General features: G+C 71.1%; 14 protein-coding genes. 7 read left to right on the top strand and 7 right to left on the bottom strand.

Annotated elements, in window-relative coordinates; translation table 11 throughout:
• The first annotated feature begins 46 nt into the window (after positions 1 to 46).
• The 5 genes from A3IG_RS0104495 (at position 47) to bla (ending at position 10,353) form a co-directional block, all read left to right on the top strand.
• Positions 47 to 1,657 (top strand): DHA2 family efflux MFS transporter permease subunit, encoded by a 1,611-nt coding sequence (locus A3IG_RS0104495; protein WP_040910799.1) that lies wholly within the window; start codon positions 47 to 49, stop codon positions 1,655 to 1,657.
• 414 nt (positions 1,658 to 2,071) lie between these two features.
• Positions 2,072 to 4,912 carry a glycoside hydrolase family 95 protein gene (locus tag A3IG_RS0104490; RefSeq protein ID WP_244885036.1) on the top strand — a complete coding sequence of 947 codons (2,841 nt, stop codon included), beginning with the start codon at positions 2,072 to 2,074 and terminating at the stop codon, positions 4,910 to 4,912.
• 220 nt (positions 4,913 to 5,132) lie between these two features.
• Positions 5,133 to 8,006, top strand: a complete 2,874-nt coding sequence (locus tag A3IG_RS0104485; protein ID WP_157862367.1) for a hypothetical protein — start codon at positions 5,133 to 5,135, stop codon at positions 8,004 to 8,006.
• Between the two features lie 309 nt (positions 8,007 to 8,315).
• On the top strand, positions 8,316 to 9,353 hold the full coding sequence (locus A3IG_RS0104480; protein WP_018382344.1) for an endonuclease/exonuclease/phosphatase family protein: 1,038 nt from the start codon (positions 8,316 to 8,318) through the stop codon (positions 9,351 to 9,353).
• Between the two features lie 7 nt (positions 9,354 to 9,360).
• Positions 9,361 to 10,353, top strand: a complete 993-nt coding sequence (gene bla, locus A3IG_RS28565; RefSeq protein ID WP_078500035.1) for a class A beta-lactamase — start codon at positions 9,361 to 9,363, stop codon at positions 10,351 to 10,353.
• On the opposite strand, the gene A3IG_RS0104470 is transcribed toward bla, so the two are convergent.
• Positions 10,325 to 12,076 carry an NAD+ synthase gene (locus A3IG_RS0104470; protein WP_018382342.1) on the bottom strand — a complete coding sequence of 584 codons (1,752 nt, stop codon included), beginning with the start codon at positions 12,074 to 12,076 and terminating at the stop codon, positions 10,325 to 10,327. The two genes, bla and A3IG_RS0104470, sit on opposite strands and share 29 nt — an antisense overlap.
• 203 nt (positions 12,077 to 12,279) lie before the next feature.
• On the opposite strand from A3IG_RS0104470, the gene A3IG_RS0104465 reads away from it, so the two are divergent.
• Positions 12,280 to 13,641: a glutamine synthetase family protein gene (locus A3IG_RS0104465; RefSeq protein WP_018382341.1), complete on the top strand. Its 1,362-nt coding sequence runs from the start codon at positions 12,280 to 12,282 to the stop codon at positions 13,639 to 13,641.
• Positions 13,642 to 13,702: 61 nt separating this feature from the next.
• Positions 13,703 to 16,726, top strand: coding sequence for a bifunctional [glutamine synthetase] adenylyltransferase/[glutamine synthetase]-adenylyl-L-tyrosine phosphorylase (locus tag A3IG_RS0104460; RefSeq protein WP_018382340.1), 3,024 nt, complete (start codon positions 13,703 to 13,705; stop codon positions 16,724 to 16,726).
• Here A3IG_RS0104460 and A3IG_RS0104455 read toward each other — a convergent pair.
• From A3IG_RS0104455 to A3IG_RS0104430, 6 genes are all read right to left on the bottom strand, one after another.
• Positions 16,693 to 17,577 (bottom strand): phosphatase PAP2 family protein, encoded by an 885-nt coding sequence (locus A3IG_RS0104455; protein WP_018382339.1) that lies wholly within the window; start codon positions 17,575 to 17,577, stop codon positions 16,693 to 16,695. The genes A3IG_RS0104460 and A3IG_RS0104455 overlap by 34 nt on opposite strands.
• Positions 17,578 to 17,814: 237 nt before the next feature.
• Complete coding sequence (locus A3IG_RS0104450; protein WP_018382338.1) at positions 17,815 to 18,840, bottom strand: LacI family DNA-binding transcriptional regulator; 1,026 nt, start codon at positions 18,838 to 18,840, stop codon at positions 17,815 to 17,817.
• A 196-nt stretch (positions 18,841 to 19,036) separates the two neighbouring features.
• Positions 19,037 to 20,659, bottom strand: coding sequence for a glycoside hydrolase family 13 protein (locus A3IG_RS0104445; protein ID WP_018382337.1), 1,623 nt, complete (start codon positions 20,657 to 20,659; stop codon positions 19,037 to 19,039).
• 71 nt (positions 20,660 to 20,730) lie between these two features.
• Positions 20,731 to 21,633, bottom strand: coding sequence for a sugar ABC transporter permease (locus A3IG_RS0104440; protein ID WP_018382336.1), 903 nt, complete (start codon positions 21,631 to 21,633; stop codon positions 20,731 to 20,733).
• Positions 21,630 to 22,679 (bottom strand): carbohydrate ABC transporter permease, encoded by a 1,050-nt coding sequence (locus A3IG_RS0104435; protein WP_018382335.1) that lies wholly within the window; start codon positions 22,677 to 22,679, stop codon positions 21,630 to 21,632. The genes A3IG_RS0104440 and A3IG_RS0104435 overlap by 4 nt, the downstream gene beginning before the upstream one ends.
• Positions 22,680 to 22,820: 141 nt before the next feature.
• Complete coding sequence (locus A3IG_RS0104430; RefSeq protein ID WP_018382334.1) at positions 22,821 to 24,110, bottom strand: extracellular solute-binding protein; 1,290 nt, start codon at positions 24,108 to 24,110, stop codon at positions 22,821 to 22,823.
• Positions 24,111 to 24,418 lie beyond the last annotated feature (308 nt).

The following is a 24,418-nucleotide window of genomic DNA, read 5'->3' as shown; positions in this document are numbered from 1 at the left end:
CGCGATGACCGGCGCGGGGCGCCGCACTGTCGGTAGCGTGGGCGGTATGCCTGACAAGGACAGGTCTCAGCGGGTTTCTGACGCGGTGCACCACCGCCGGTGGCTGATCCTCACCATCCTGCTGTTCAGCTTGTTCGTGGTGGTCCTGGACAACTCCATCCTGAACGTCGCCCTGAAGACCATCGCCGCCCCGCCACCCACCGGCATCGGGGCCAGCCAGAGCGAGCTGGAATGGGCGATCAACTCCTACACCCTGGTCTTCGCCGGCCTGCTGTTCACCGCGGGACTGGTCGGCGACCGGGTGGGCCGCAAGGGGACCCTGCTGTGCGGCATGGTCGTGTTCGGTCTCGGCTCGCTGCTGTCCGCCTTCTCCGGTTCCCCGGGCCAGCTCATCGGCTTCCGCACGGTGATGGGCCTCGGCGGCGCCTTCGTCATGCCGGCCACCCTGGCGATCATCATGAACGTCTTCGAGCGGGCCGAGCAGCCCAAGGCCCTCGGGATCTGGTCCGGAGCGGTCGGCCTCGCCATCGCCGTGGGGCCGATCACCGGCGGGCTGCTGCTCGAGCACTTCTGGTGGGGCTCGGTGTTCCTGGTCAACGTGCCCATCGTGATCACCGCCGTGATCGCCATGGTCCTGGTCGTCCCCGACTCCCGCGACCCCCATCCGGGACGGCTCGACCCGCTCGGGGTGCTGCTCTCCATGGGCGGCCTGGTCCTGCTGGTCTACGGCATCATCAAGGGTGGCCAGCTCGCCTCCTTCGGCTCCCCCCTGGTGTGGGCCACCATGCTCGGCGGACTGCTGGTGCTGGGCCTGTTCGTCCGGCACGAACTGCGTGTCGAGAACCCGGCGCTGGACATGCGCTACTTCCTCGACCCACGGTTCAGCGCGGCGATCTGCGCCGTCGGACTGGCCTTCTTCGCGCTCATGGGAGTCACCTTCTTCATGGTGTTCTACCTGCAGAGCGTGCTCGGCCACAGCCCGTTGCAGGCCGGGTTGCTGCTGCTCCCGCTCGCCGCCGCCCAGATGTTCTTCTCCCCGCGGGCGCGCCTGGTCGTCGACCGCCTCGGGACGCGTGTCGTCTGCGGAGGCGGCCTGTTCCTGGTCGGCCTCACCTTCCTGGGCTTCCTGTCACTGGACACCGCGAGCGACCCCTGGCTGCTGTGCCTGCTGTTCTTCTGCCAGGGCGTGGCCATGGCCCACGTGATGCCCCCGGCGACCGTGTGCATCATGTCCAACCTGCCGCGGAGCAAGGCCGGGTCCGGTGCCGCGGTCAACAACATCTTCCGGCAGGTCGGCGGCGCCATGGGCGTGGCCATCCTCGGCTCGCTGCTCTCCACCAGCTACCGGCACGGCATCGAGGGCCACCTCCGCGTGGTGCCAAGGTCCCAACGGGACACGGCAGGCGAGTCGGTGACGGCGACCCTGGCGGTGGCCCAGCGCCTGGGCCCGGCCGGCCGGGCCCTGGTGCAGCCGGCCAAGGACGCCTTCGTCCACGCCATGCACGTCACCGCGGTCGGGGCGGGGTTGGCGGCGTTCCTCGGTGCCGCGGTGGTGCTGGCGTTCCTCCCCGGCAGGGGACGCGGACCGTGTGCGGACGACGACCGCGCGACCCCCGGAAGCCCTCCCGCGACCGGGCGGGACGAGCCTGATCTCTGACGTCCGGCGGCGTGGCGGACCACCGGACGCGCTGGTCGGGATCACGGGACCGGAGAGCCTCGCCCTCCCCGCCCGCCGCCCGCCGCCCGCCGTCGGGGAGCTTTCCAGGTTCGCCGACAACCACACACATCGGATCTCTGGTCGGCCCACCGCCGCAGATTCGTTGACTGCCCTCCTCTGGAGGTGCATACTCCTGATCCAAGTCGCCAGCCGGCCACGTAATTCACCCGATCTCTATGTCCCCAGATCCCCGTCGCTCAACGACGAGACCACGTGAGGGGAAGGCAGTGCCAGGCGCTGCCAGTGCCCGCTCGAACGGGTCGGGCGGTCCCGGAGGTGGCGGGGCCGTCGCTCCGGCCCACCGGGGCCGAGCACGTCGGTCATCCCGTGATCGCCACTCCGATAGAAGCCAACATGAACATGCGAAGTAGATTCGTCCTCGCTCTCAGAGCGCTGGTGGTGCTGCCCTTGCTGGCGTCCGCCATCGCGGCCCCCGGCGCTCTCGGGGCGCCCCTCGACCAGACGGAAACCACCGCGCACGTCGCGGACCCAAAGGGAAACCCCCTGCGTATGTGGTACACCAACCCGGTGTCCGACTGGGAGAACCAGGCGCTGGTGCAGGGCAACGGCACCACTGGCCTGATGGCGTTCGGTAACCCCGGTCGGGACCGCCTCCACTTCAACGAGAAGACGCTGTGGAGAGGAGGACCCGCTCAGGGGCGTACCTACCTCGGTGGCAACAAGGCAACAGCGATCACGCCTCAGCAACTGAACGACTACCGCCTCGCTCTCGACAACAAGTCCACCAACGTCTTCGGCCTCCCGCCCACCGGCGTCGGCGGCGCCAACCAGCAGCTCACCAGCCTGATGTTCGGCAACACCGGTGGAATGGGCATGTACCAGGACTTCGGTGACCTCTACCTGGACTTCGGCGCCACCGGCATCACCGACGCGACTGCGTCGAACTACGTTCGCGACCTGGACATGAGCACCGCCGTCTCGACGGTGGAATTCGACCACGACGGCGTGCACTACCGGCGTGAGTACTTCGTGAGCTATCCGGACCAGGTCGCCGTGGTGCGCCTGAGCGCCTCCGAACCAGGCAAGCTCACCTTCACGACGTCGACGGCGGCGGCGAGCGGACTGACCACCACCGCCACCGCGGATCCGAACGAGAAGCGGATCACCCTCGCCGGCCAGGTGAACGACAACCAGATGCGGGCCGAGATGCAGCTCAAGCTGCAGAACGAGGGCGGAACCGTCTCGAGCAGCGACGGCCGCACGCTGACGGTCAACGCCGCCGACACCGTCACGCTCGTCTACTCGACGGGCACGAACTACAAGAACGACTACCCGACGTACCGGGGCGAGGACCCGCACGACAAGATCACGCAACGCGTGGACTCCGCCATCGCCAGCGGATACGGCGCCCTGCGCGACAGGCACCTGGCCGACTACCAGGAGCTCTTCTCGCGTGTGAAGTTCGACGTGGGCGCGACCGTGCCCGACATCCCCACCGATCAGCTCATGAGGAACTACCGCACGGGATCGCACGATCTCGCGGTCGACCAGATGGCGTACCAGTTCGGTCGCTACCTCAGCATCGCCGGTTCGCGGGACGGCGACCTCCCCACCAACCTCTGCGGTCTGTGGATGATCGGCAGTGCGGGCGCCTTCTGGGGAGCGGACTACCACTTCAACGTCAACGTCCAGATGAACTACTGGCCGGCGATGATCACCAACCTCGCCGAGACCCAGGTGCCGTTCAACGAGTTCGTCAAGTCGCTCGTGGTTCCGGGCCGACTGACGGCTGAGCGGTCCGCGGCGGTGAAGACCGAGGACTTCGCCAGCGCGCCGCTCGGGACCGGCAAGGGATTCCTCATCAACACCCAGGTGAACCCGTTCGGGCACACCGCGCCGATCGGTTCGCAGGAGTACGGCTGGAACATCGGCGGATCGTCGTGGGTGATGCAGAACCTCTACGACTACTACCTCTTCACCGGCGACGAGACGTTCCTGCGCGACACCGCGTACCCCATGCTCAAGGAGATGGCCGCGTTCTGGGACGAGTACCTCTGGTACAGCCCGTACCAGAAGCGACTCACCGTGGCGCCGGGCGTCTCGGCCGAGCAGGGCCCGACAGCCGTCGGAACCACGTACGACCAGTCCCTGGTGTGGGAGCTCTACCGCATGGCGATCGAGGCCTCCGAGAAGCTCGGGGTCGACGCGGACCTGCGCGCGGTGTGGCAGGACAAGCAGTCGCAGCTCGACCCGATCCTGATCGGGGAGCAGGGTCAGGTGAAGGAGTGGTTCGAGGAGACCAGCCTCGGCAAGGCCCAGGCCGGCGATCTCCCCGAGGTGGGCATCTGGAACTTCGGTGCCGGTGGCAGCGCCAACCAGGGCTCTGTGCACCGCCACACGTCGCAGCTCGTCGGGCTCTTCCCCGGCACGCTGATCAGCAAGGACACGCCCGAGTGGATGGACGCCGCCATCAAGTCGCTCGAGCAGCGCAGCCTCAACGGCACGGGTTGGTCCAAGGCCATGAAGATCAACATGTACGCCAGGACCGGCCGTGCCGAGGACACCTACTCCATGGTGCGCGCGATGCTCGCCGGGAACCGGAACGGCCTGATGGACAACCTGCTGGACTCCCACCCGCCGTTCCAGATCGATGGCAACTTCGGGCTGACCGCGGGCATGACCGAGATGCTCGTGCAGAGCCAGCTCGGCTACACCCAGTTCCTCCCGGCACTCCCCAGTGCGTGGAAGGACGGGAACGTCGACGGCCTCGTCGCGCGCGGGAACTTCGTCCTGGGCATGGAGTGGGCAGACGGCGCAGCCACGGAGTTCCGGGTTACGGCTCGCAACGGCGGCACGTTCGTCGGTGAGTACCCGGGTATCGCGCGGACGGTGGTGAAGGACGCGGACGGCAACCTCGTGGCCGCGAAGGCCAACGGCTCGGACAAGATCTCGTTCGACACGACCGAGGGGCAGACCTACACCATCGCCTTCGAGCCGGTGGGTGTGGGGTTCGCCAACGTCTCCTGGCACGTCGACCGTGCCGAGACCGTGGGGGAGCTCACGAGCTCCGCCGCGAAACAGGTCCGGCAGCACATCGCGCAGGCACAGCGCCTCGCCGAGTCGCCCGCGTCGAACCGCGCGGTCATCGTGCAGCTCGACGACGCGGCACGAAAGGGCAGGGCGAGTGCGGAGTTGGTGAAGGCGCTCGACGCGCTGGCGGCCACCTTCCGCTGAACCACCGGGGCGCGTGCCCGGCGACGTCGGTCGCCGGGCACGCGCCCTTTTGTTGGCCGGCCCGCCGACAGGGAGTTCGGACAGAGGCGTTGACGTGTTTCGCCTTGGGCTCCTACTGTGCAAGCGCTTGCAAGCAAGCGCTTTCTATCCTCGACGATGCCGGAGCGTGCTCATGAAGCGCCGTGCCTTCATCACCGGAACCACTGCCTCCGCTGTTGCCGTGGCCGGGCCCCTCCTCGCCGCCCAGCCGGCCGCGGCGGACACCGGACCGACCGTGCGCCTCGTCATCGACGGCGTGCCCAACGACCTGCCGCCGACCAGCGTGTACAACACCACACTCGCCGCCACCGGCACCGCCGGACAGGCCCGGGTCACCATGACGGGCAAGTACAGCGAGTTCTCGGTGGCGTTCCCCAGCCCGTACCAGCCGCACCTCGCCCGGGTGTCGGTGTGGCTCACCGGCGTCACGCCGAAGAAGGGCAACCTCTGGCTCAAGCTCTTCGACCAGGACAACGAGGAGTGGGGCACCCTGGCCAGCCGGATCGACCCCACCGGTTTCGACGGGCGGACCAGGGTCACCTTCGAGCCGCAGCGGCTGTCCCGGATGACCTGGAGCGGGAAGGGCGACGGTCGGGTCACGTACCCGCTGCGCCGACTCGTGCTCGTGTTCTTCCCCGACGACAAGCAGTCACCCGAGCCGTTGGTCCTCGACGTCGACGCCATCGAGGTCGTCGGTGACGGTGGCCCGGTGGCCACCTGGAGCCGGGCCGGCGCGCTGGAACTGACCCGGGGCGAGGACCGGGTCCTGATCGACGGGCGGGGCCGGCTGCTCGACTGGACGTGCCGCGGCCGGGTGCAGTCCCCCGGGGTGCTGCCGCTGGCGGTGTACTACGACAACGGCACCGGCGTCTTCTGCGACGAGGCCACGGTCACCGTCACCCGGATGGCGGCCGACGAGGCCGAGGTCAGCTACGCCGTCCCCGGGTTCTTCACCGTCGACATGGCGGTCCGGCTCCGGGAGGGGTGCCTCGAACTGCACCCGAAGACCGTGCGGAACCTGTGGTCCCGGCCGATCTCCCGCATCACCTACCCGGAGGTGGCGTACCGGACCATCCCGGAGGCCGGCACCATGCTGGGCATCGCGCCGAAGTGGGGCGGGATCGCCCACACCAAGACGTTGCTCGCCGGCGGCTTCTACGCCAACTACGGCATGCCGACGGCGACCCACGACCTGATCCTGTTCGAGGAGGACGACTCGGCGCTCGGCGTGTACTCGGTGCAGCCCGCCACCGTGAAGCCCTACCGCCCGACGCAGTTCGGCTTCGTCGGCGCCCGGGCGCGCGACGAGGCCCTGACCGGCCTGACGCACCGGGTGGACGTCTGGATCGGCCCCGACCGGTCCGGCGGGCTCCCGGCGACCCGGCTGGCGGCGGGCGGGAGCGCGTTCGACCTGTTCGCGGGGTACCGGACCGACAACGGGATGAACACCTGGCGCGCCCTCGCCGACAAGCTCGATCCCCGGTTGCGGACCGGGCTGGCCACGTCGGTGCACCTCAAGGTGGACCTGTGGCAGCCGACCGGCGGCACGTCAGCGACCGGCCAGCCGGCGGTGGCGTTCGACTACCTGCGCGCCGTGCCCGGCGGGCCGTACAGCGTCGAACTCGCCAGCTACTACGCCGACGGCCAGCACGACCACCACTACCCGGACTTCCTCACCTTCGACTACCTCGGCGGGCCGGCGCAGTTCCAGCGGCTCATCGACACCATCCACGCCCGGGGGAACTACGCCAGCGCCTACACCAACCCCACCTGGTGGCACCCGGACAGCCAGGCGGTGGTGGCGCTCGGCGGCGTGGAGCGGATCGGCATCCGCGACGCGCGGGGCAACCTGGTCACCAAGACCCACACCAACAACCTCGGGTACCTCATCGGGGGCTGGCGGGCCAAGCCCCGGGCGCTGATCCTCGACCAGCTCCGCACCTTCCGCGACACCTACGGCCTGGACATGATGTTCCAGGACGAGATCGCGCGCCGGGAGTACGACCACTCCGCCGACTTCGGGGCACCGCCGTACGCGTACTGCGAGGAGCTGGTGGAGCAGACCGCGCAGTCCGCGGCGATCCTCCCGATCGGCACCGAGGGGGTCGGCGGTGACCGGATCTTCCAGGACCTGACGTCGAGCCTCGGCTTCTACCTCAACACGATGCAGCGCGACCGCACCGACACCTACGACAACCCCAACCGCAACGGCGTCGTCGTCCAGCAGTGGCCGCTGGGCACCGCGGTGATGCACGACAAGGTCGCGTTCTACCCGCACAACCTCGACCGCGGCATCGACACCACCGAGAACCTGAGCTGGGCGCTGGCGTTCGGCCTCAACATGCACTACCAGGCCCAGCACACGGAACGCGACTTCCAGACGGGGCGCGGCTTCGAGCTGCTCAAGGGCCTCTCGCTGGTCCAACGGCGGGTCGCCAGCCGGTACTTCGGGCGGGCGATGACGGCGTTCCGGTACCTGACCGCGGACCTCAGGGTGTCGCGGACGACGTTCGACGGGGGCGTGGAGATCGTCGCCAGCCACGACCTCCAGCCGCGCGCGCTGCCGCTGCCCGGCGCCCTCGGCACGGTGACCGTCGCGCCGCACGGCTTCGTCGCCAGCGTGAAGGGGGTGCCGACGTACGCGCTGATCGACGACGCCCACCACCAGCCGGGGTACCTCGCTCGCTGGGCGGACGGCCGGTTCGTGCCCGAGATCGCGTGGTGCCCGGCGGACCTGGCCGGATACCGGTCCGACGTGATCCGTCCCGACCTGAGGCTCACCGCCACGCCGGCCGAGCTGCCCGCCGGCGGCACCTCCCGTTCCGCGCTCACCCTCGCCGCCTGGGACGGCACGGACACCGACCTTACCGGCGCGGAGATCACCTGGGAGCTCGACGGCGAGTCACTGGCACACCTGGAGACCGATGCCGACGGAAGCGTGTGGCTCGCGCCGAACCGCGGCGGCGGGAAGGGCTGGGTGACCCTCCGTGCGGTCGTCACCCGGGACGGAGTGCCGGCGTACAGCGGCGTGCAGCTCGTCACACTCGTCTCCTGACCGGCGAACCGCGGGGAACGGCGGCCCCCGCCGCGGCACCGGTGTGCGCACCGGCCGGCGGTGTGGGGCCGCCCCCGTCACCCCGCGGCACCCGGCGCCGGCTCGCCCCCGGAATCGGCTCCGGGTCGCGGTGAGCGCGCGGCACAACCCGTCAATGCTGTTCCGTCCTGATTTGATGGTTCCTGACATATCCGGGAACCTCCGGTCGTCACTTCTGCGTCCGGAACGGGTACGGGGAAATGTTCGATGCGGGCACACGGGCCCCGTCGGGCCGGGGCAGGCCCGAGCGGGGCAGGAGACGGACGGTTCATGGCGGAGACCACCACGGCCAGTACGCCCGAGAGCGGGACGACCGACCGCTCCGGGCCGTGGGGGCCCTGGCGGCTCCGGCGGCTGCGGTTCCCGTCCCGGGAGTCCTGGCTGCGCTCGCTGCGCCGCGGCTGGATCGTGGCCGGCCTCGCGCTGCTCTTCGGCGCGCTGCTCCTCGGCCACGGCCTGGTGCCGAACACCGTGGGCAACCTGGGCAGTCTGCTGGAGACCTTCCTGCCCTGGCTGGGCCTGGCCGTCCCCGTCCTGTTGGTGTGCGCCCTCGTCCGTCGTTCCGTCACCGCGCTGGCCGCGCTGCTGCTGCCCGCGGTGGTCTGGGCCGACCTGTTCGGCGGCCTGGTGATGCCGGGCAAGGGCGGCGGCCCGCACAACCTGCGGGTCCTCACCCACAACGTGGACGCGGGCAACCCGGACGCGGAGGCAACCGCACGGGACGTGGTCGCGGCCCGGGCCGACGTCGTCGCCCTGGAGGAGCTGACCGAGCAGGCCCGGCCGGTGTACCAGCGGGTCCTGGACCGGGAGTACCCCCACCACGTGGTGCGCGGCACCGTCGGACTGTGGAGCCGCTTCCCGATCGCCCAGGGGCGCACCGTGGACATCGGCATCGGCTGGCCCCGGGCGCTGCGGGCCCAGGTGGAGACCCCGCACGGACCGGTCGCCTTCTACGTCGCGCACCTGGCGTCGGTGCGGGTGGGGTCCAGCGGCTTCACCTCCGACCAGCGCAACCGCACCACCGAACTGCTCGGGCGGCAGATCAACACCGACCCGCTGGACCGCGTCGTGGTGATGGGCGACCTCAACGGCACCGCCAACGACCGCAGCCTGTCCCCCATCACCTCCGGCCTGCGCTCCGCCCAGGGCGCGGCCGGGGACGGGTTCGGCTTCAGTTGGCCGTCCGGGTTCCCCATGGCCCGGATCGACCACATCCTGGTGCGCGGCATCACCCCCGCGCACTCCTGGGTGCTCCCGGATTCCGGCAGCGACCACCGGCCGGTCGCCGCCGACCTGTACGTGAGGTGAGGCGCGCATGGGATCGGGCACGAGCGGGTGTCCGTCCCGGCGCGCCGTGCTCGCCGGCGGTCTCGGGGCCGGCCTGGTCGCCGCGTCCGGGGTTCCGGCCGCCCTCGCCTCCGGCCGGGGGAGCGGTGGGGCGGCGCGGAGGTTGCGTGTCCTGGAGCGGGAGCACGGGGTCCGGCTCGGGGCGTTCGGGTGGAACACCACGACGGGGAGGCGGGTCGCCCATCGCGGCGATGAGCTGTTCCCGATGTGTTCGGTGTTCAAGACGGTGGCCGTGGCGGCGGTCCTGCGGGACCTCGACCGCGACGGGACGTTCCTCCCGAGGGTCGTCCGTTACACGAGCCGGGACGTCGAGAGGGCGGGCCACGCGCCCCTCACCGGTCTTCCCGGGAACCTCGCCGCGGGGATGAGCGTCGGGCGCCTGTGCGGTGCGGCGGTCTCCCACAGCGACAACGCCGCCGCCAACCTCCTGCTGGAACAGCTCGGCGGACCGGCGGCCGTCACGGCGTTCTGCCGCTCCGTCGGGGACGACGTGACGCGGCTCGACCGGTGGGAGCCGGAACTGAACTCGGCGGAGCCGGGACGCGTGACCGACACCACCAGTCCCGAGGCCATCGGGAGGACCTACGCGCGGCTCGTGGTCGGGAAGGCCCTGGACCCCGGCGACCGGGAACTGCTCGCCGGCTGGCTGCTGGGCAACACGACCGGTGGCGGGCGCCTGCGTGCGGGGCTGCCCCGGGGCTGGACCGTCGCGGAGAAGACCGGCACCGGCGGCTACGGCACCACCCACGACGTCGGGGTCGCCTGGCCGCCCGGCGGCGGACCGGTCGTGATGGCCATGTTGTCCGCCACACGTGACGCCGACGCGGCGGCGGACGAGCCCGTGATCGCGAGGGCGGCCACCGTAGTGGCGACCGCGCTGACCCGAGGTGCCGCGGCCTTCCTGGACGTTGGGCCGTCCGGGTGGGGGCGGGTCAGGCGTGTTCGCGCCAGCGGTTGGTGATGGGGAGGCGGCGGTCGCGGCCGAAGGCCTTGAGGGAGATCTTGGTGCCCGGCGGGTACTGCCTGCGCTTGTACTCCGCGGTGTCCACCAGACGCAGGATGCGGTCCACCAGTGCTGGGTCCAGGCCCCGGGCGATGATCTGGGCGCGGCCCAGGTCCTGCTCCACGTAGAGGTCGAGCACCTGGTCGAGGAGTGCGTACTCCGGCAGCGAGTCGGTGTCCAATTGGCCGGGCCGCAGCTCGGCGCTCGGCGGCTTGGTGATGGAGTTCTCCGGGATCGGCGGGGTCTCGCCGCGCTGTGCGGCGGCCTCGTTGCGCCACCGGGCCAGCCGGAAGACCGAGGTCTTGGGCACGTCCTTGATCGGCGCGAAGGCGCCGACGGCGTCGCCGTAGAGGGTGGAGTAGCCGCAGGCCAGCTCGGACTTGTTGCCGGTGGCCAGGACCAGGTGGCCCTCCTGGTTGGAGATGCCCATCAGGGTGGTGCCCCGGACCCGGGCCTGGAGGTTCTCCTCGGCGAGTCCGGTGAGGCGCAGGGAGGCCATGTAGGCGTCCACCATCGGCGCTATGGGAACGGTGCGGTAGTTGAGGCCGGTGCGGCGGGCCAGGTCGGCGGCGTCGCTGACCGAGTGTTCCGAGGAGTAGGTGGACGGCATGGACACGCCGTACACGTGCTCCGAGCCGAGCGCGTCGCAGGCGATGGCCGCGCTGAGCGCCGAGTCGATGCCGCCGGACAGGCCGAGCAGCACCGTGCGGAAGCCGTTCTTGGCGATGTAGGCCCGCAGCCCGATGACCAGCGCGGTGTACACCTCCTCGTCGTCCCCGAGCCGGTCCGCCTGGCCTCCGAGGACGCGGGACTCGTAGCGTGGCAGCGGCTCGGCGGACAGGATCACGTGCTCGATCTCCAGGCCGTCGTCCGCGGTGCCCCGCGGGGCGGGCCCCGCCGCGGGCAGGTCCAGGTCGAGCAGGACGCAGCCCTCCTCGAACTGCGGGGCGCGGGCCAGGACCTCCCCCGCCGGGTCCACCACGATCGAGTCGCCGTCGAAGACCAGCTCGTCCTGACCGCCGATCATGGCCACGTAGGCCAGGGTGCACCCGGCCTCCTGGGCCCGCTTGCGGACCAGCTCCAGGCGGGTGTCGTGCTTGTTCAGCTCGTACGGGCTGGCGTTGAGGGAGATCAGCAGCCCGGCGTTGACCGCGCGGGTGGCCGGCACCCGGCCGCCCTCCTGCCACAGGTCCTCGCAGATGGCGAGGGCCACGTCCACCCCGTGCACCCGGATCACCGGCTGGGTGTCCCCGGGGGTGAAGTACCGGTACTCGTCGAAGACGCCGTAGTTGGGCAGGTGGTGCTTGGCGAACCGCAGCACCACCCCGCCCTGGTGCAGCACCGCGGCGGCGTTCAGCGGGGCGCCGGCCGGCTGGCCGTAGCGGGGCTTGGCCTTCTCGCTGCGGTCCAGGTAGCCCACCACGACGGGGATCTCGCCGAGGCCCTCCGCGTGCAGCCGCGCGGCGAGGGCCTCCAGTGCGGCGCGGGACGCGGAGACGAAGGACGGGCGCAGCGCCAGGTCCTCCACCGGGTAGCCGGTCAGCGCCATCTCGGGGAAGGCCACCAGATGGGCGCCGCCGTCCGCGGCGTGGCGGGTCCAGCGCAGGATCGCCTCGCTGTTGGTCACGAGGTCGCCGACGGTGCTGTCGATCTGGTTCAGGGCGAGACGTAGTTGGGGCACGGGACCAGGGTAAGCGAGGGGTTGTGCGCTGACGGGGAGGGTTCGTGTCAGTGGGACGACAAAAGTGCGCCGGTGGGGCGCCGGGCTCGTGGCGCACCCGTGGGGGCGTTGCCGTTGCCGGCGACGACGGATCGTGGTCCATGATGGGCTGGAGGGGCCACCCGCGTAACACGCACGCAAAGATCAGAGGTGACACTGTGCCCATGGACAAGCAGCAGGAGTTCGTGCTCCGCACCCTGGAGGAGCGCGACATCCGGTTCGTGCGGCTGTGGTTCACCGACGTGCTGGGCTTCTTGAAGTCGGTCGCGGTGGCTCCCGCCGAGCTCGAGCAGGCGTTCGACGAGGGGATCGGCTTCGACGGCTCCGCCATCGAGGGGTTCGCCCGGGTCTACGAGTCCGACATGCTCGCCAAGCCCGACCCCGGCACCTTCCAGATCCTCCCGTGGCGCGCCGAGGCCCCCGGCACCGCCCGGATGTTCTGCGACATCCTGATGCCGGACGGCTCCCCGTCCTACGCGGATCCCCGCCACGTCCTCAAGCGCATCCTGGCCAAGACCTCCGACCTGGGGTTCACCTTCTACACCCACCCGGAGATCGAGTTCTTCCTGCTGAGGTCCAAACCGGTGGACGGCAGCCGCCCGGAGCCGGCGGACTCCTCGGGGTACTTCGACCACACCCCCCAGCGGGTCGGCCACGACTTCCGCCGTCAGGCGATCACCATGCTGGAGTCGATGGGCATCTCCGTGGAGTTCAGCCACCACGAGGGCGCCCCCGGCCAGCAGGAGATCGACCTGCGGTACGCGGACGCGCTGTCCACCGCGGACAACATCATGACGTTCCGGCTGGTGATGAAGGAGGTCGCGCTCGAGCAGGGGGTGCAGGCCACCTTCATGCCCAAGCCGTTCTCCGAGTTCCCCGGTTCCGGCATGCACACCCACCTGTCGCTGTTCGAGGGGGACCGGAACGCCTTCCACGAGTCCGGCGCCGAGTACCAGCTCTCCAAGGTGGGCAGGTCCTTCATCGCCGGGCTGCTCAGGCACGCCGCCGAGATCTCGGCGGTGACCAACCAGTGGGTCAACTCCTACAAGCGGATCTGGGGCGGGGCCCAGCGCCCCGCGGGTGCCGGCGGCGAGGCCCCCTCGTACATCTGCTGGGGCCACAACAACCGCTCGGCGCTGATCAGGGTTCCCATGTACAAGCCCGGCAAGATCGTCTCCACCCGGGTGGAGGTGCGGTCCCTGGACAGCGGTTGCAACCCCTACCTCGCCTACGCGGTGCTGCTCTCCGCCGGCCTGAAGGGCATCGAGGAGGGGTACGAGCTGCCGCCCGGCGCGGACGACGACGTGTGGGCGCTCAGCGACTCCGAGCGCCGCGCCCTGGGCATCGAGCCGTTGCCGCAGAACCTCGGCCAGGCCATCGACCTGATGCAGCACAGCGAACTCGTCGCCGAGACCCTGGGCGAGCACGTGTTTGACTTCTTCCTGCGGAACAAGCGGCAGGAGTGGGAGGAGTACCGCTCCGAGGTCACCCCGTTCGAACTGCGCAAGAGCCTCCCCGTGCTCTGAGGCCCGGCGACGGGCCCACGGGGCCGCTGACTCGGGGGAGGAACCAACGAACGGGAGGGACGTGGAAGGCCACCGCGCACCCCAGGGCCGCAGGAGCAGCCCCCATTCGCGGCTGCTGCGCTACGGGTTCACCGACCCGCAGGCGGCGGCCCGCCTGCTGGACACACCAGAGCTGGGCCCGGTGCACTCGGACCCGGTGCTGCTGGCCGCGCTCAGCGCCACCGCCGACCCGGACCTGGCGCTGACCGGCCTGGTCCGCCTGGTCGAGGCGCTGGCCCCGGCGGACCGGCAGCCGCTGCTCGACACCCTGGTCACCGCCAAGCCGCTGCGCGACCGGCTGCTGGGGGTGCTCGGCGCGTCCGCCGCGCTCGGCGACCACCTGGCCCGGCACCCGGAGGACTGGCGGACCCTGCTGACCTACGAGGTCGCCGACATTCACCCGGGGGAGACCGAGTTCGAACGGATGCTCCGTGACCGGGTGTGGCACCGGGCCCTCACCCTCGCCGAACGGCCCGGGGCGCTGCGCGTCGCCTACCGGGGCTGCCTGCTGGCGATCGCCGCGCGCGACGTCTGCGGCACCAGCACCGTGACCCAGACCGCCGCCGAACTCGCCGACCTGGCCACCGCCACCCTGCGGGTCGCCCTGGACATCGCCGCGGAGACCGAACCGCACGACGCCCACGCCTGCGCCCTCGCCGTGATCGGCATGGGCAAGTGCGGCGGCCGGGAGCTGAACTACGTCTCCGACGTGGACGTGGTCTTCGTGGCCGAGCCCCGCCAGGGCGTGAGCGAGGCCGCGGCGATGCAGGCCGCCACCCGGATGGCCTCGGCGATGATGCGGATCTGCTCCGACACCACCCCCGAGGGCACCATCTGGCCGGTGGACGCCAACCTGCGCCCCGAGGGCAGGAACGGCCCCCTGGTGCGCACCCTGTCCAGCTACCTCGCCTACTACCGGCGCTGGGCCAAGACCTGGGAGTTCCAGGCGCTCCTCAAGGCCCGTCCGGTGGCAGGTGACGAGGCGCTCGGCCAGTCGTTCATGGCCGCGGTGGCCCCCCTGGTGTGGAAGGCCTCGGAGCGGGAGAACTTCGTGCCCGACGTGCGGCAGATGCGCCGCCGCGTGGTGCAGAACATCCCGCCCGGCCAGGTCGAACGGGAGCTGAAGCTCGGCCCGGGCGGGCTGCGCGACGTCGAGTTCGCGGTGCAGATGCTCCAGTTGGTGCACGGCCGCGGCGACGCCTCGCTGCGCAGCCCCACCACGCTGACCGCGCTGCGGGAGCTGTCCGACGGCGGGTACGTGGGCCGGGCGGACGCCGCGGCGCTGGACTCCGCGTACCGGTTCCTGCGCCGGATGGAGCACCGCATCCAGCTCCACCGGCTGCGCCGCACCCACCTGGTCCCCGAGGACGAGGCCGACCTGCGGCGGCTCGGTCGCTCGCTGGGCCTGCGCACCGAGCCCGTCCAGGAGCTGCGACGGGAGTGGCGCAGGTACGCCGTGGAGGTGCGACGGCTTCACGAGAAGCTGTTCTACCGGCCGCTGCTCGACGCGGTGGCCAGGCTGGCCCCGGGGGAGACCGGGCTGAGCCCGCGGGCGGCGCTGACCCGCCTGGAGGCGTTGGGCTACCAGGACCCGGCGGCGGCCCTCCGCCACCTCCAGGCCCTGGCGTCGGGGGTCAGCCGCAGCGCCGCGATCCAGCGGACGCTGCTGCCGGTGCTGCTCGGCTGGTTCGCGGACTCCGCGGACCCGGACGCGGGGCTGCTCAACTTCCGCCGGGTCTCCGAGGCGCTCGGGCGCACCCCCTGGTACCTGCGGCTGCTGCGGGACGAGGGAGCCGCAGCGGAGAACCTGGCCCGGGTGCTGTCCTCCGGCCGGCTCGCCCCCGACCTGCTGCTGCGCGCGCCCGAGGCGGTGGCGCTGCTCGGCGCCCCGGACGGACTGCGCCCCCAGTCGAGGGAAACACTCGAACAGGAGCTCGGGGCGGTCGCCGGCCGCACCCAGGACCCGGAACGCCTGGTCGCCTTCGCCCGCGGGGTGCGCCGCAGGGAGCTGTTCCGCACCGCGGCGGCCGACGTCACCGGGCGCTTCGAGGACGACCCGGGGACGGTGGGCCGGGCGCTGACGGACATCAACGCGGCGACCCTCGCCACCGCCCTGGTGGCCGCGGGGAACGCGGTCCGGCAGGAGTTCGGCGGTACGCTGCCGACCCGCCTCGCGGTCATCGCCATGGGCCGGTTCGGCGGACGCGAACTGAGCTACGGGTCCGACGCCGACGTGCTGTTCGTCCACGAGCCGGTGGACGGCGCGGACCCCGACGCGGCCACCCGGGCGGCGCTGCGGCAGGCCAACGAGATGCGCCGGCTGCTCCAGGTGCCCAGCGCGGACCCGCCGCTGCTGATCGACGCCGACCTGCGGCCGGAGGGCCGCCAGGGCGCGCTGGTGCGCACCCTGGCCTCCTACGCCGCGTACTACCGGCGCTGGTCCAAGACCTGGGAGCGGCAGGCGCTGCTGCGGGCCGCGCCCGTCGCGGGGGACCCGGAGCTCGGCGCCCGGTTCGTGGCCCTCGTGGACCCCCTGCGTTACCCCGCCGAAGGACTGTCCGACGACGAGGTGCGGGAGATCCGCCGGCTCAAGGCCCGGATGGAGAACGAGCGGCTGCCCCGCGGCGCAGATCCGACCACCCACACCAAGCTGGGCCGCGGCGGCCTGTCCGACGTGGAGTGGACGGTCCAGCTCACGCAGCTCCAGCACGCCAGGGAACACCCGTCCCTGCGCACCACCGGCACCCGGCAGGCGCTCGCCGCGGCCCGGGACGCCGGGCTGGTGGACGAGCGGGACGCGGCGGTGCTTGACGAGGCGTGGCTGCTGGCCACCCGGGTCCGCAACGCGGTGATGCTGGTGCGCGGCCGGCCCGGCGACACCTTCCCCGCGGACGCCAGGGAGCTCGCCGGGGTCGCCAGGTACCTCGACTACGAACCGGGGCACCTCGGCGAACTCCTCGACGAGTACCGGCGGACCACCCGGCGGGCCCGGGCCGTGGTGGACCGCCTCTTCTACGACTGGGCCCCGGACGGCGCCGGACCGTAGGACCGGGCGTCGGGCTCACCCGTCGGCGCGGGAATCCTGGGGCGCGGCCCCGGACCGCCCGGGTCGTCCCCGGCCACCGGCTCCCGCGGCACCCGCCGCGGCAGGTCGTGCGGCCACCGGCCGTACACCAGGCGGACCACCCCGGACCCGACGGACAGGCAGAGCACCCCGCCCACCGCGTCCAGCCAGAAGTGGTTGGCGGTGGAGACGATCACCGCGAGGGTGGTGACCGGGTAGACCGCGCCGAGCACCCGCACCCAGCGCCGTCTCGCCAGCACCACCAGGGCGATCCCGCACCAGGTGGACCAGCCGATGTGCATCGACGGCATGGCGGCGTACTGGTTGGACACGTTCGCCAGGTCGCCCGACGCCATCGAACCCCACGTGTGGTGGGCCAGCACCGTGTCCACGAAGTCGGTGTGCTCGGCTAACCGCGGCGGGGCCAGCGGATAGAGGTAGTAGCCGACCAGGGCGATGCCGGTGGTCACCAGCAGCACCATGCGCGCCGCGGCGTACCGGCCCGGGTGGCCGCGGAACAGCCAGACCAGGACGGAGATGGTGACCACGAAGTGCAGCGTGGCGTAGTAGTAGTTCATGGCCACGACCAGCCAGGTGACGTCGTTCACCGTGTGATTGACGGATCGTTCGACCGCGAGCCCCAACGTCTGTTCCAGGTCCCAGACGTCCCGCGCGTGTCGCATCGCGGCACGGCGGTGCTCGGGCACGGCGTTGCGCACCAGTGAGTAGAGCCAGTACGAGACCAGGATCAGCACGATCTCCAGCCGGAGCCGGGGCCGGCTGGGGGAGCGGACGCGCCGTCGCAGGCCGGTTATGGCCCCGCGGGGCGTCATGGAGGCCCTTCGCACGCCGCGTTGGCCGGCGGCTCGGTGCGACGGGCTGACGGTACGCTTCAGTGAGGCGGCGGCCTTCCGGCCGCTGTGGGAAATCACGGCAGGTACCCCCATAGCGGTCCAGTCTGCCAGAGACGGACATACCTGCCGATCATCCCTCGGGTGGTTCCCGTGCCTCCCGTCTCCGTCCTGCGAGCGATGGGGTTTCGGCCACCGTGCGAAGTGGCCGGAACGTTGCTACCGTGCCTCGCCGCGCACGGACGCGGTGGAGCCGCGGACCACCAACTCGGGAAGGAACACGAACTCGCCGTGCGGGGCCGGGGTCCCGGCCACCTCTTCCAGCAGGACCCGCACGGCCGCCTGCCCCATGGCCGTCACGGGCTGCCGGACGGTGGTGAGCGGAGGGTCGGTGAAGGCGATCAACGGGGAGTCGTCGAACCCCACCACCGAGACGTCCCGCGGCACCGCCAGGCCCCGCTGCCGCGCCGCCCTGATCGCCCCCAGGGCCATCAGGTCGCTGGCGCACACGACCGCGGTGCACCCGTCGTCGAGCAACGCCGACGCCGCCGCCTGCCCACCCTCAAGAGTGAACAGCGAATGCTGGATCAACGTCTCCGCCTCGTCGCGGGGCATCCCCAGGACGTCGTCCACGGCGTCGAGGAAACCCTCGATCTTGCGCAACACCGGCACGAAACGCCTCGGCCCCACGGCCAGACCGATCCGCCGGTGGCCCAGCGCGGCCAGGTGGGTCACCGACAGCCGGACGGCCGCCCGGTCGTCCGGCGAGACGAACGGCGCCGCCACCCGCTCGCTGAACCCGTTGACCAGGACGAACGGCACGCCCTGTCCGATCAGCCGGTCATAGCGCGCGGTGTCCGCGGTGGTGTCGGCGTGCAGACCGGACAGGAAGATGATCCCCGCGACCCCCCGGTCCACCAGCATCTCGGTCAGCTCGTCCTCGGTGGAGCCGCCCGCGGACTGCGTGCACAGCACCGGGGTGTACCCCTGGCGGGTCAGCGCCTGACCGATCACCTGGGCGAACAGGGGGAAGATCGGGTTTTCCAGCTCCGGGGTGACCAGGCCCACCAGCCCGGCACTGCGCTGCCGCAGCCGCACCGGCCGTTCGTAGCCCAGCAGGTCCAGTGCGGTCAGCACCGACTGGCGGGTGGTGGAGGAGACCCCCGGCTTGCCGTTGAGCACCCGGGACACCGTGGCCTCGCTGACCCCGGCCTGGGCCGCTATGTCAGCGAGCCGTGCGTTCATCGGAATCTCCTTGCGTGGATGCCTCCGCCTGCGGGCGGGGAGGAAGCGGACGCCTGCGGAGCAGGGCAGCAAAAACGGTCTGGTCGCCACAGGGTAGAACGGCGCCGCCGACACACCGTGCGGTACCGGTCCGTGCACCCGGGGCACGGGACCAGGGCCGGGACCCGGCGGGTTCCGTGCCGGTGCGCTGCGCACCTCAGACCACCCACCACACGCAGCAGTCCCCGGGCAGCCGTACCCGCCCGCCGGTGAACTCCACCGCCGCCGTCCCGAGCACCGGACGCCCCGGCACCGGCAGTTCCACCTCCCGCTCGCCGGTGTTCGCGGTCAGCACGAACCCCGGGCGGGTGAACGCCAGCACCCCCTCCGGCGCGTCCAGCCAGGTCATCTCCCCGTCACCGAGGCCGGGCAGCTCCCGCCGCAGCCGCAGCGCCGAGCGGTACAGCTCCAGCGTGGACCGCGGGTCGCCGCCCTGAGCCTCCGCCGTCAGGTCCCGCCAGTCCGCCGGCTGCGGCAGCCAACTGGTGCCGGGACCGAAACCGAACGGTGGCTGGGTGCCGGACCACGGCAGCGGCACCCGACAGCCGTCCCGCAGCCCGTCCTGCCCGTTGTCCCGGAAGAACGACGGGTCCTGCCGCACCTCGTCCGGCAGGTCGAGCACCTCGGGCAGCCCCAGCTCCTCCCCCTGGTACACGTACGCCGAGCCGGGCAGCGCCAACATCAGCAGCGCCGCCGCCCGTGCCCGCCGCAGCCCGCGCTTCCCCCCGCCGAACCGGGTGACGTGCCGCTGCACGTCGTGGTTGGACAGCACCCAGGTGCTGGGCGCGCCCACCTCGCGGGTCGCCGCCACCGACTCGTCGATCACCGCCCGCAGTTCCGGCGCCGACCACGGGGTGTTCAGGTAGTGGAAGTTGAACGCCTGGTGCAGTTCGTCGGGGCGGACGTACCGGGCGAGCCGCTGCTGGTTCGGCGCCCACGCCTCGGCGACCGCGATCCGCTCACCCGGGTAGCGGTCCAGCAGCCGGCGCCAGGAACGGTGGATCTCGTGCACCCCGTCCTGGTCGAAGAACGGCAGGGTCTGCGCGCCGATCAGCTTGACCTGCTCCCTGCGCCCGATGTCCGGCAGCCCCGCCGCCTTGACCATGCCGTGCGCCACGTCGATCCGGAAGCCGTCCACCCCCAGCTCCAGCCAGAACCGCAGGATCGACTCGAACTCCGCCGCCACCTCCGGGTTCTCCCAGTTCAGGTCCGGCTGCCGGGGGTCGAACAGGTGCAGGTACCACTCCCCGTCGTCGAGGCGGGTCCAGGCCGGGCCGCCGAACACCGACTCCCAGTCGTTGGGCGGCAGCTCGCCACCCGTTCCCCGGCCGGGACGGAAGTGGTAGCGCTCCCGGGCCGGGGAGCCCGGGCCGGCCGCCACCGCCTCCACGAACCAGGCGTGCCGGTCCGAGGTGTGGTTGGGCACCACGTCCACGATCACCCGCAGCCCCCGCGCGTGGGCCTGCCGCACCAGGTCGTCGGCGTCGGACAGGTCACCGAACAGCGGGTCCACCGCCCGGTAGTCCGCCACGTCGTACCCGCCGTCGGCCTGCGGCGAGGCGTAGAACGGGGTCAGCCACACCGCGTCCACGCCGAGCTCCGCCAGGTAGGGGAGTCGGCTGGTGACGCCGCGCAGGTCGCCGACGCCGTCGCCGTCGGAGTCCGCGAACGACCGCACGTACACCTGGTAGATGACGGCGCTGCGCCACCAGCGGGTGGGGTCCTCGGCGGGGTCCTCGGCGGGGTCGTCGCGGACGGAACGGGCGAGGTCCTGGGTCATCGGGATTCCTTCGCTGGGGTTCGTGGGGGCGGTGGGCCGCGGGAGGGCGACCCGGGGGCACGCGGGAGGGGTCAACCCTTGGTCCCACCCGCGGTCAGGCCGGAGACCAGGTGCTTCTGGGCGAAGAAGAAGACCAGGCCGGCCGGAACGGTGATCATGATGGAGGCGGCGGTCATCAGCCCCCACTCCTGCTTGTGCTGGCCGACGAACGTGCCGAGGCCGGCGGAGAGCGTCGCCATGTCCTCGCTGTTCATGAACGCCCGGGCGAAGGCGACCTCGCCCCAGGCGGTGAGGAAGGTGTAGAAGGCGGTGACCGCGAGACCGGGCCGGGCCAGCGGCAGCACCAGCCGGTAGAAGACGCCGAACGGGGTGAGCCCGTCCACCCGCCCGGCCTCGTCGATGTCCACCGGGATGGTGTCGAAGTAGCCCTTGAGCATCCAGGCGCAGAACGGCACCGAGACCGAGCAGTAGCTGATGACGAGGCCGGTGTACGTGTTGAGCTGCCCCAGGTCGCCCAGGATGTTGTAGAGCGGCACGATCAGCACCGCGACCGGGAACATCTGGGTGACCAGGAAGGTCCACATGAGCGGACGCCGCCCGGGGAAGGCCATGCGGGAGATGGCGTAGCCGGCGCTGGCCGCGATGAACACGCCGACCACCATGGTGCCGCAGGCGACGATCACCGAGTTGGCGAACCAGCGCGGGAACTCCGTCTCGCTCAGCACGTGCCGGTAGTTGTCCAGGCCGAGGCCGCCGGACACCCCGGTCGGGTCCTGCCAGCCGTTCCGGTCCTTCAGCGAGATGAAGAAGATGAACAGCACCGGGAAGACCGCGATCAGGCAGGCCCCGATCAGCGTCGCGTGCAGGGCGACCGACGCCGCGGTGCTGCGCTGCCCGCGCCGGCGCACCCGTGCCGGGGCCGGGGCGGCGCCGCTGCTCCGCCGGTCGGAGGGGGTGGACACGGTGGCGGTCATCGCACGGCCTCCCGGCGCCTGGTGGTCCTGGGGCGGCCCCCCGGGGACTCGTCGCTGATCGCCTTCCGGTAGAAGACCGAGAAGACCAGCAGGATGGACAGGATGCAGATGCCGTAGGTCGCGGCGCCGGCGTAGTCCCGGACACCGGCGAACGCGAGCCGGTAGGCGTAGGTCACCAGGATCTCGCTGTCCGCGCTGTTCCCCTGACCCAGCATCAGGAAGATGATCGGGAACATGTTGAACGTCCAGATGGTGCCGAGCAGGATCACCGTGCTGCTCACCGGGCGCAGCCCGGGCAGGGTGACGTGACGGAACCGCTGCCAGGCGCTCGCGCCGTCCATCTCCGCGGCCTCGTGCAGCTCACTCGGGATGGACTGCAACCCGCCGAGCAGCGCCACCATCATGAAGGGCACGCCCAGCCAGACGTTGACCATGACCACCGCTACCTTCTGGCTGGTGGGGCCGTTGAGCCAGTCCACCGGGTCCATGCCCAGGTCGGTCAGGATCGCGTTGAACACCCCGTACTGGCTGTTGAACATCAGTCGCCAGGAGAACGCGGCGACGAACGCGGGGACGGCCCACGGCAGGATCAGCAGCACCCGGTACAGCGCCCGGAAGCGCATCCTGCGGTTGAGCAGCAGGGCGAGCCCGAGCCCGATGGTGTAGTGGAAGAAGACGCAGGAGACGGTCCACACCACGGTCCACCACAGCCGCGGGTAGAAGTTGCCCTCCTCGCCGGACAGGATGTGCCAGTAGTTGTCCAGGCCGATGACGTCGTAGGTGGCCGGTACGTGGTTGACGCCGATGTCCTTGGCGACGTTCATCTCGTTGGCGTCGGTGAACGACAGGTAGACGCCCCAGCCCAGCGGGTAGCCCACCAGCACCCCGAGGACGACGACCACGGGCAGCACCATCGCCCAGGCGTACCAGTACCGGCGGTACGACCGCCGGAGCCAGGTCCAGGCGCCGGTGCGCCGCGGCGGTGGGTGGTCGGCCCCGGTCGGGGCGGCGACGTCCCGGGGGGGACGGGCGGTGGCTGTCTTCATCGAGGGGCCGCCTCTCGCTGTGCTGGCTGTCTGCGGACTGTGGGCGCGTCGCTCCGTGGTGACGGGGGAACCGGCCCGGCCGGCCGGGCGCGTGGAGCCCGCGGACGGACTCCCGGCCGGCCGGACCGGAGCGGGGAGGGACTACTTCGTGGAGTAGTCCTTCAGCACCTGCTGCTTCCACTGGTCCGCGGTGTCGTCCAGCCCCTCGCTGGGTGAGGAGGAACCGCCGAGGATCTTGATGTAGTTCTGGGTCCACACGGTGAACAGGTCACCGGTCCCGGGCACCGTGGGTCGGGGCTGGGCCTTCTCCAGCACCTTCTGGAACGCCGCCTTCACCGGGTCGGAGGTGACCTTGGTGGTGTAGGCCGAGGTCCGGGTCGGCAGGGTGCCGAGCTTGTCGGAGATGAACTCCTGGCTCGACGACGACGTCATGAACTCGATGAACAGGTAGGACGCCTGGAGGTTCCCGGAACCGGCGTAGGCCACCAGGTTGTGGCCGCCGACCGGGGAGGCACTGGCCTTGGAACCGGCCGGGACCGGGGCGATCCCGAGGTTGGCCTTGTCCTTGAACGCCTTGCCGCTGAGGTCGTCGGCGACCGACCACGGGCCGTTGATCACCATGGCGACGTCGCCGTTCTTGAACGACGCCTGCATGTTGTTGTAGCCGTCGGTGAAGTCCGGCTTCACCGCGACCCCGGAGTCGATCAGGTCCTTGACCACCTCGACGCCGCGCACCGACTCCTCCGTGTTGACCAGGATCTTCTTGGCCTCGGTGTCCAGCATGCCGCCGCCCTCGCCCCAGACGAACGGCAGCGCGAAGTAGCTGTCCGGGTTGAGGTAGATGCCGTCGGCGCCGGTCTTCTTCTTGATCTTCTCGGCGGTCTGCTTGAGCTCGTCCCAGGTGGTCGGCGGGGAGGTGACGCCGGCCTTGGCGAACAGGTCCTTGTTGTACAGCAGGCCGAGGGCGTCGGTGACCTGCGGGACGCCGTAGGTCTTGTCGTTGAAGGTGGCGCCGGAGAGGGGACCGGTGAGGAAGTCGCCGGTGTCCTTCAGCGCGGGGGTGCCGTCCAGCGGGGCCAGGTACTGGTTGGCGGCGAACCCGGGGGTCCAGCCGACGTCGGCGCGCATCACGTCGGGCGCGCCCTTGCCGCTCTGCGCCGCGGTCTTGAACTTCTGCTCGGCGTCGGCGAAGGGCACGTTGGTGTACTTCACCTTGATCTTCGGGTACTTCGTCTCGAACTGTTTGATCAGCTCCTTGTAGGCGGGCGCCTCGTTGGTGGCATCCGACGTGTCCCACCAGGTGATGGTGCCGGACACGTCCGCGGGGTTCTTGGCCTCGGCCGCCTTGTCGCCGTCGTCGTCTGAGCCGCAGGCGGTGGCCGCGAGGCTCAGGGCGGCCACCGCTGCCAGGATCGATATGCCACGTCGCATGGGTAACTCCTTGGTGAGGCTGACCCGACCTCGGGCTGCCGAGGAAGGTACCTCGTTTGCCGTCCTTGTGAAAGACCTTGCAAGGAATTCTCGGGCGCGTTGACGGACCGTGAGGAGAACCGGCCACATGCGCCGAATCCCGTTGCGGCAACGGTTCCTGTCGGTGGGGAACTTGCGCGTGCGAGGAGTATTGACGGCCCAGGAACGTCGCCCTAGCGTCTCCATGCGACCACATTGTCGCCATGTCGGCGACAGTCTTCGCAAGATCTGCCAGTGGCCTTACAGGCGCGGCGCGTCGCCTTGCAGGC

Source organism: Wenjunlia vitaminophila DSM 41686 (assembly GCF_000380165.1).
In the GTDB taxonomy this organism is placed as follows: Bacteria; Actinomycetota; Actinomycetes; order Streptomycetales; family Streptomycetaceae; genus Wenjunlia; species Wenjunlia vitaminophila.
Note: the sequence above shows the minus strand (reverse complement) of the source record. Positions and strands in the feature narration are given on the sequence as shown.

Bases quoted from the DNA above. Each gene is read 5' to 3' on its own strand.
- A3IG_RS0104465 (WP_018382341.1), top strand. From the start codon at position 12,280: ATGGACAAGCAGCAGGAGTTCGTGCTCCGCACCCTGGAGGAGCGCGAC.
- A3IG_RS0104450 (WP_018382338.1), bottom strand. From the start codon at position 18,840: ATGAACGCACGGCTCGCTGACATAGCGGCCCAGGCCGGGGTCAGCGAG.
- A3IG_RS0104440 (WP_018382336.1), bottom strand. From the start codon at position 21,633: ATGACCGCCACCGTGTCCACCCCCTCCGACCGGCGGAGCAGCGGCGCC.
- A3IG_RS0104480 (WP_018382344.1), top strand. From the start codon at position 8,316: ATGGCGGAGACCACCACGGCCAGTACGCCCGAGAGCGGGACGACCGAC.
- A3IG_RS0104435 (WP_018382335.1), bottom strand. From the start codon at position 22,679: ATGAAGACAGCCACCGCCCGTCCCCCCCGGGACGTCGCCGCCCCGACC.
- A3IG_RS0104445 (WP_018382337.1), bottom strand. From the start codon at position 20,659: ATGACCCAGGACCTCGCCCGTTCCGTCCGCGACGACCCCGCCGAGGAC.
- A3IG_RS0104455 (WP_018382339.1), bottom strand. From the start codon at position 17,577: ATGACGCCCCGCGGGGCCATAACCGGCCTGCGACGGCGCGTCCGCTCC.
- A3IG_RS0104430 (WP_018382334.1), bottom strand. From the start codon at position 24,110: ATGCGACGTGGCATATCGATCCTGGCAGCGGTGGCCGCCCTGAGCCTC.
- A3IG_RS0104490 (WP_244885036.1), top strand. From the start codon at position 2,072: ATGAACATGCGAAGTAGATTCGTCCTCGCTCTCAGAGCGCTGGTGGTG.
- A3IG_RS0104495 (WP_040910799.1), top strand. From the start codon at position 47: ATGCCTGACAAGGACAGGTCTCAGCGGGTTTCTGACGCGGTGCACCAC.
- bla (WP_078500035.1), top strand. From the start codon at position 9,361: ATGGGATCGGGCACGAGCGGGTGTCCGTCCCGGCGCGCCGTGCTCGCC.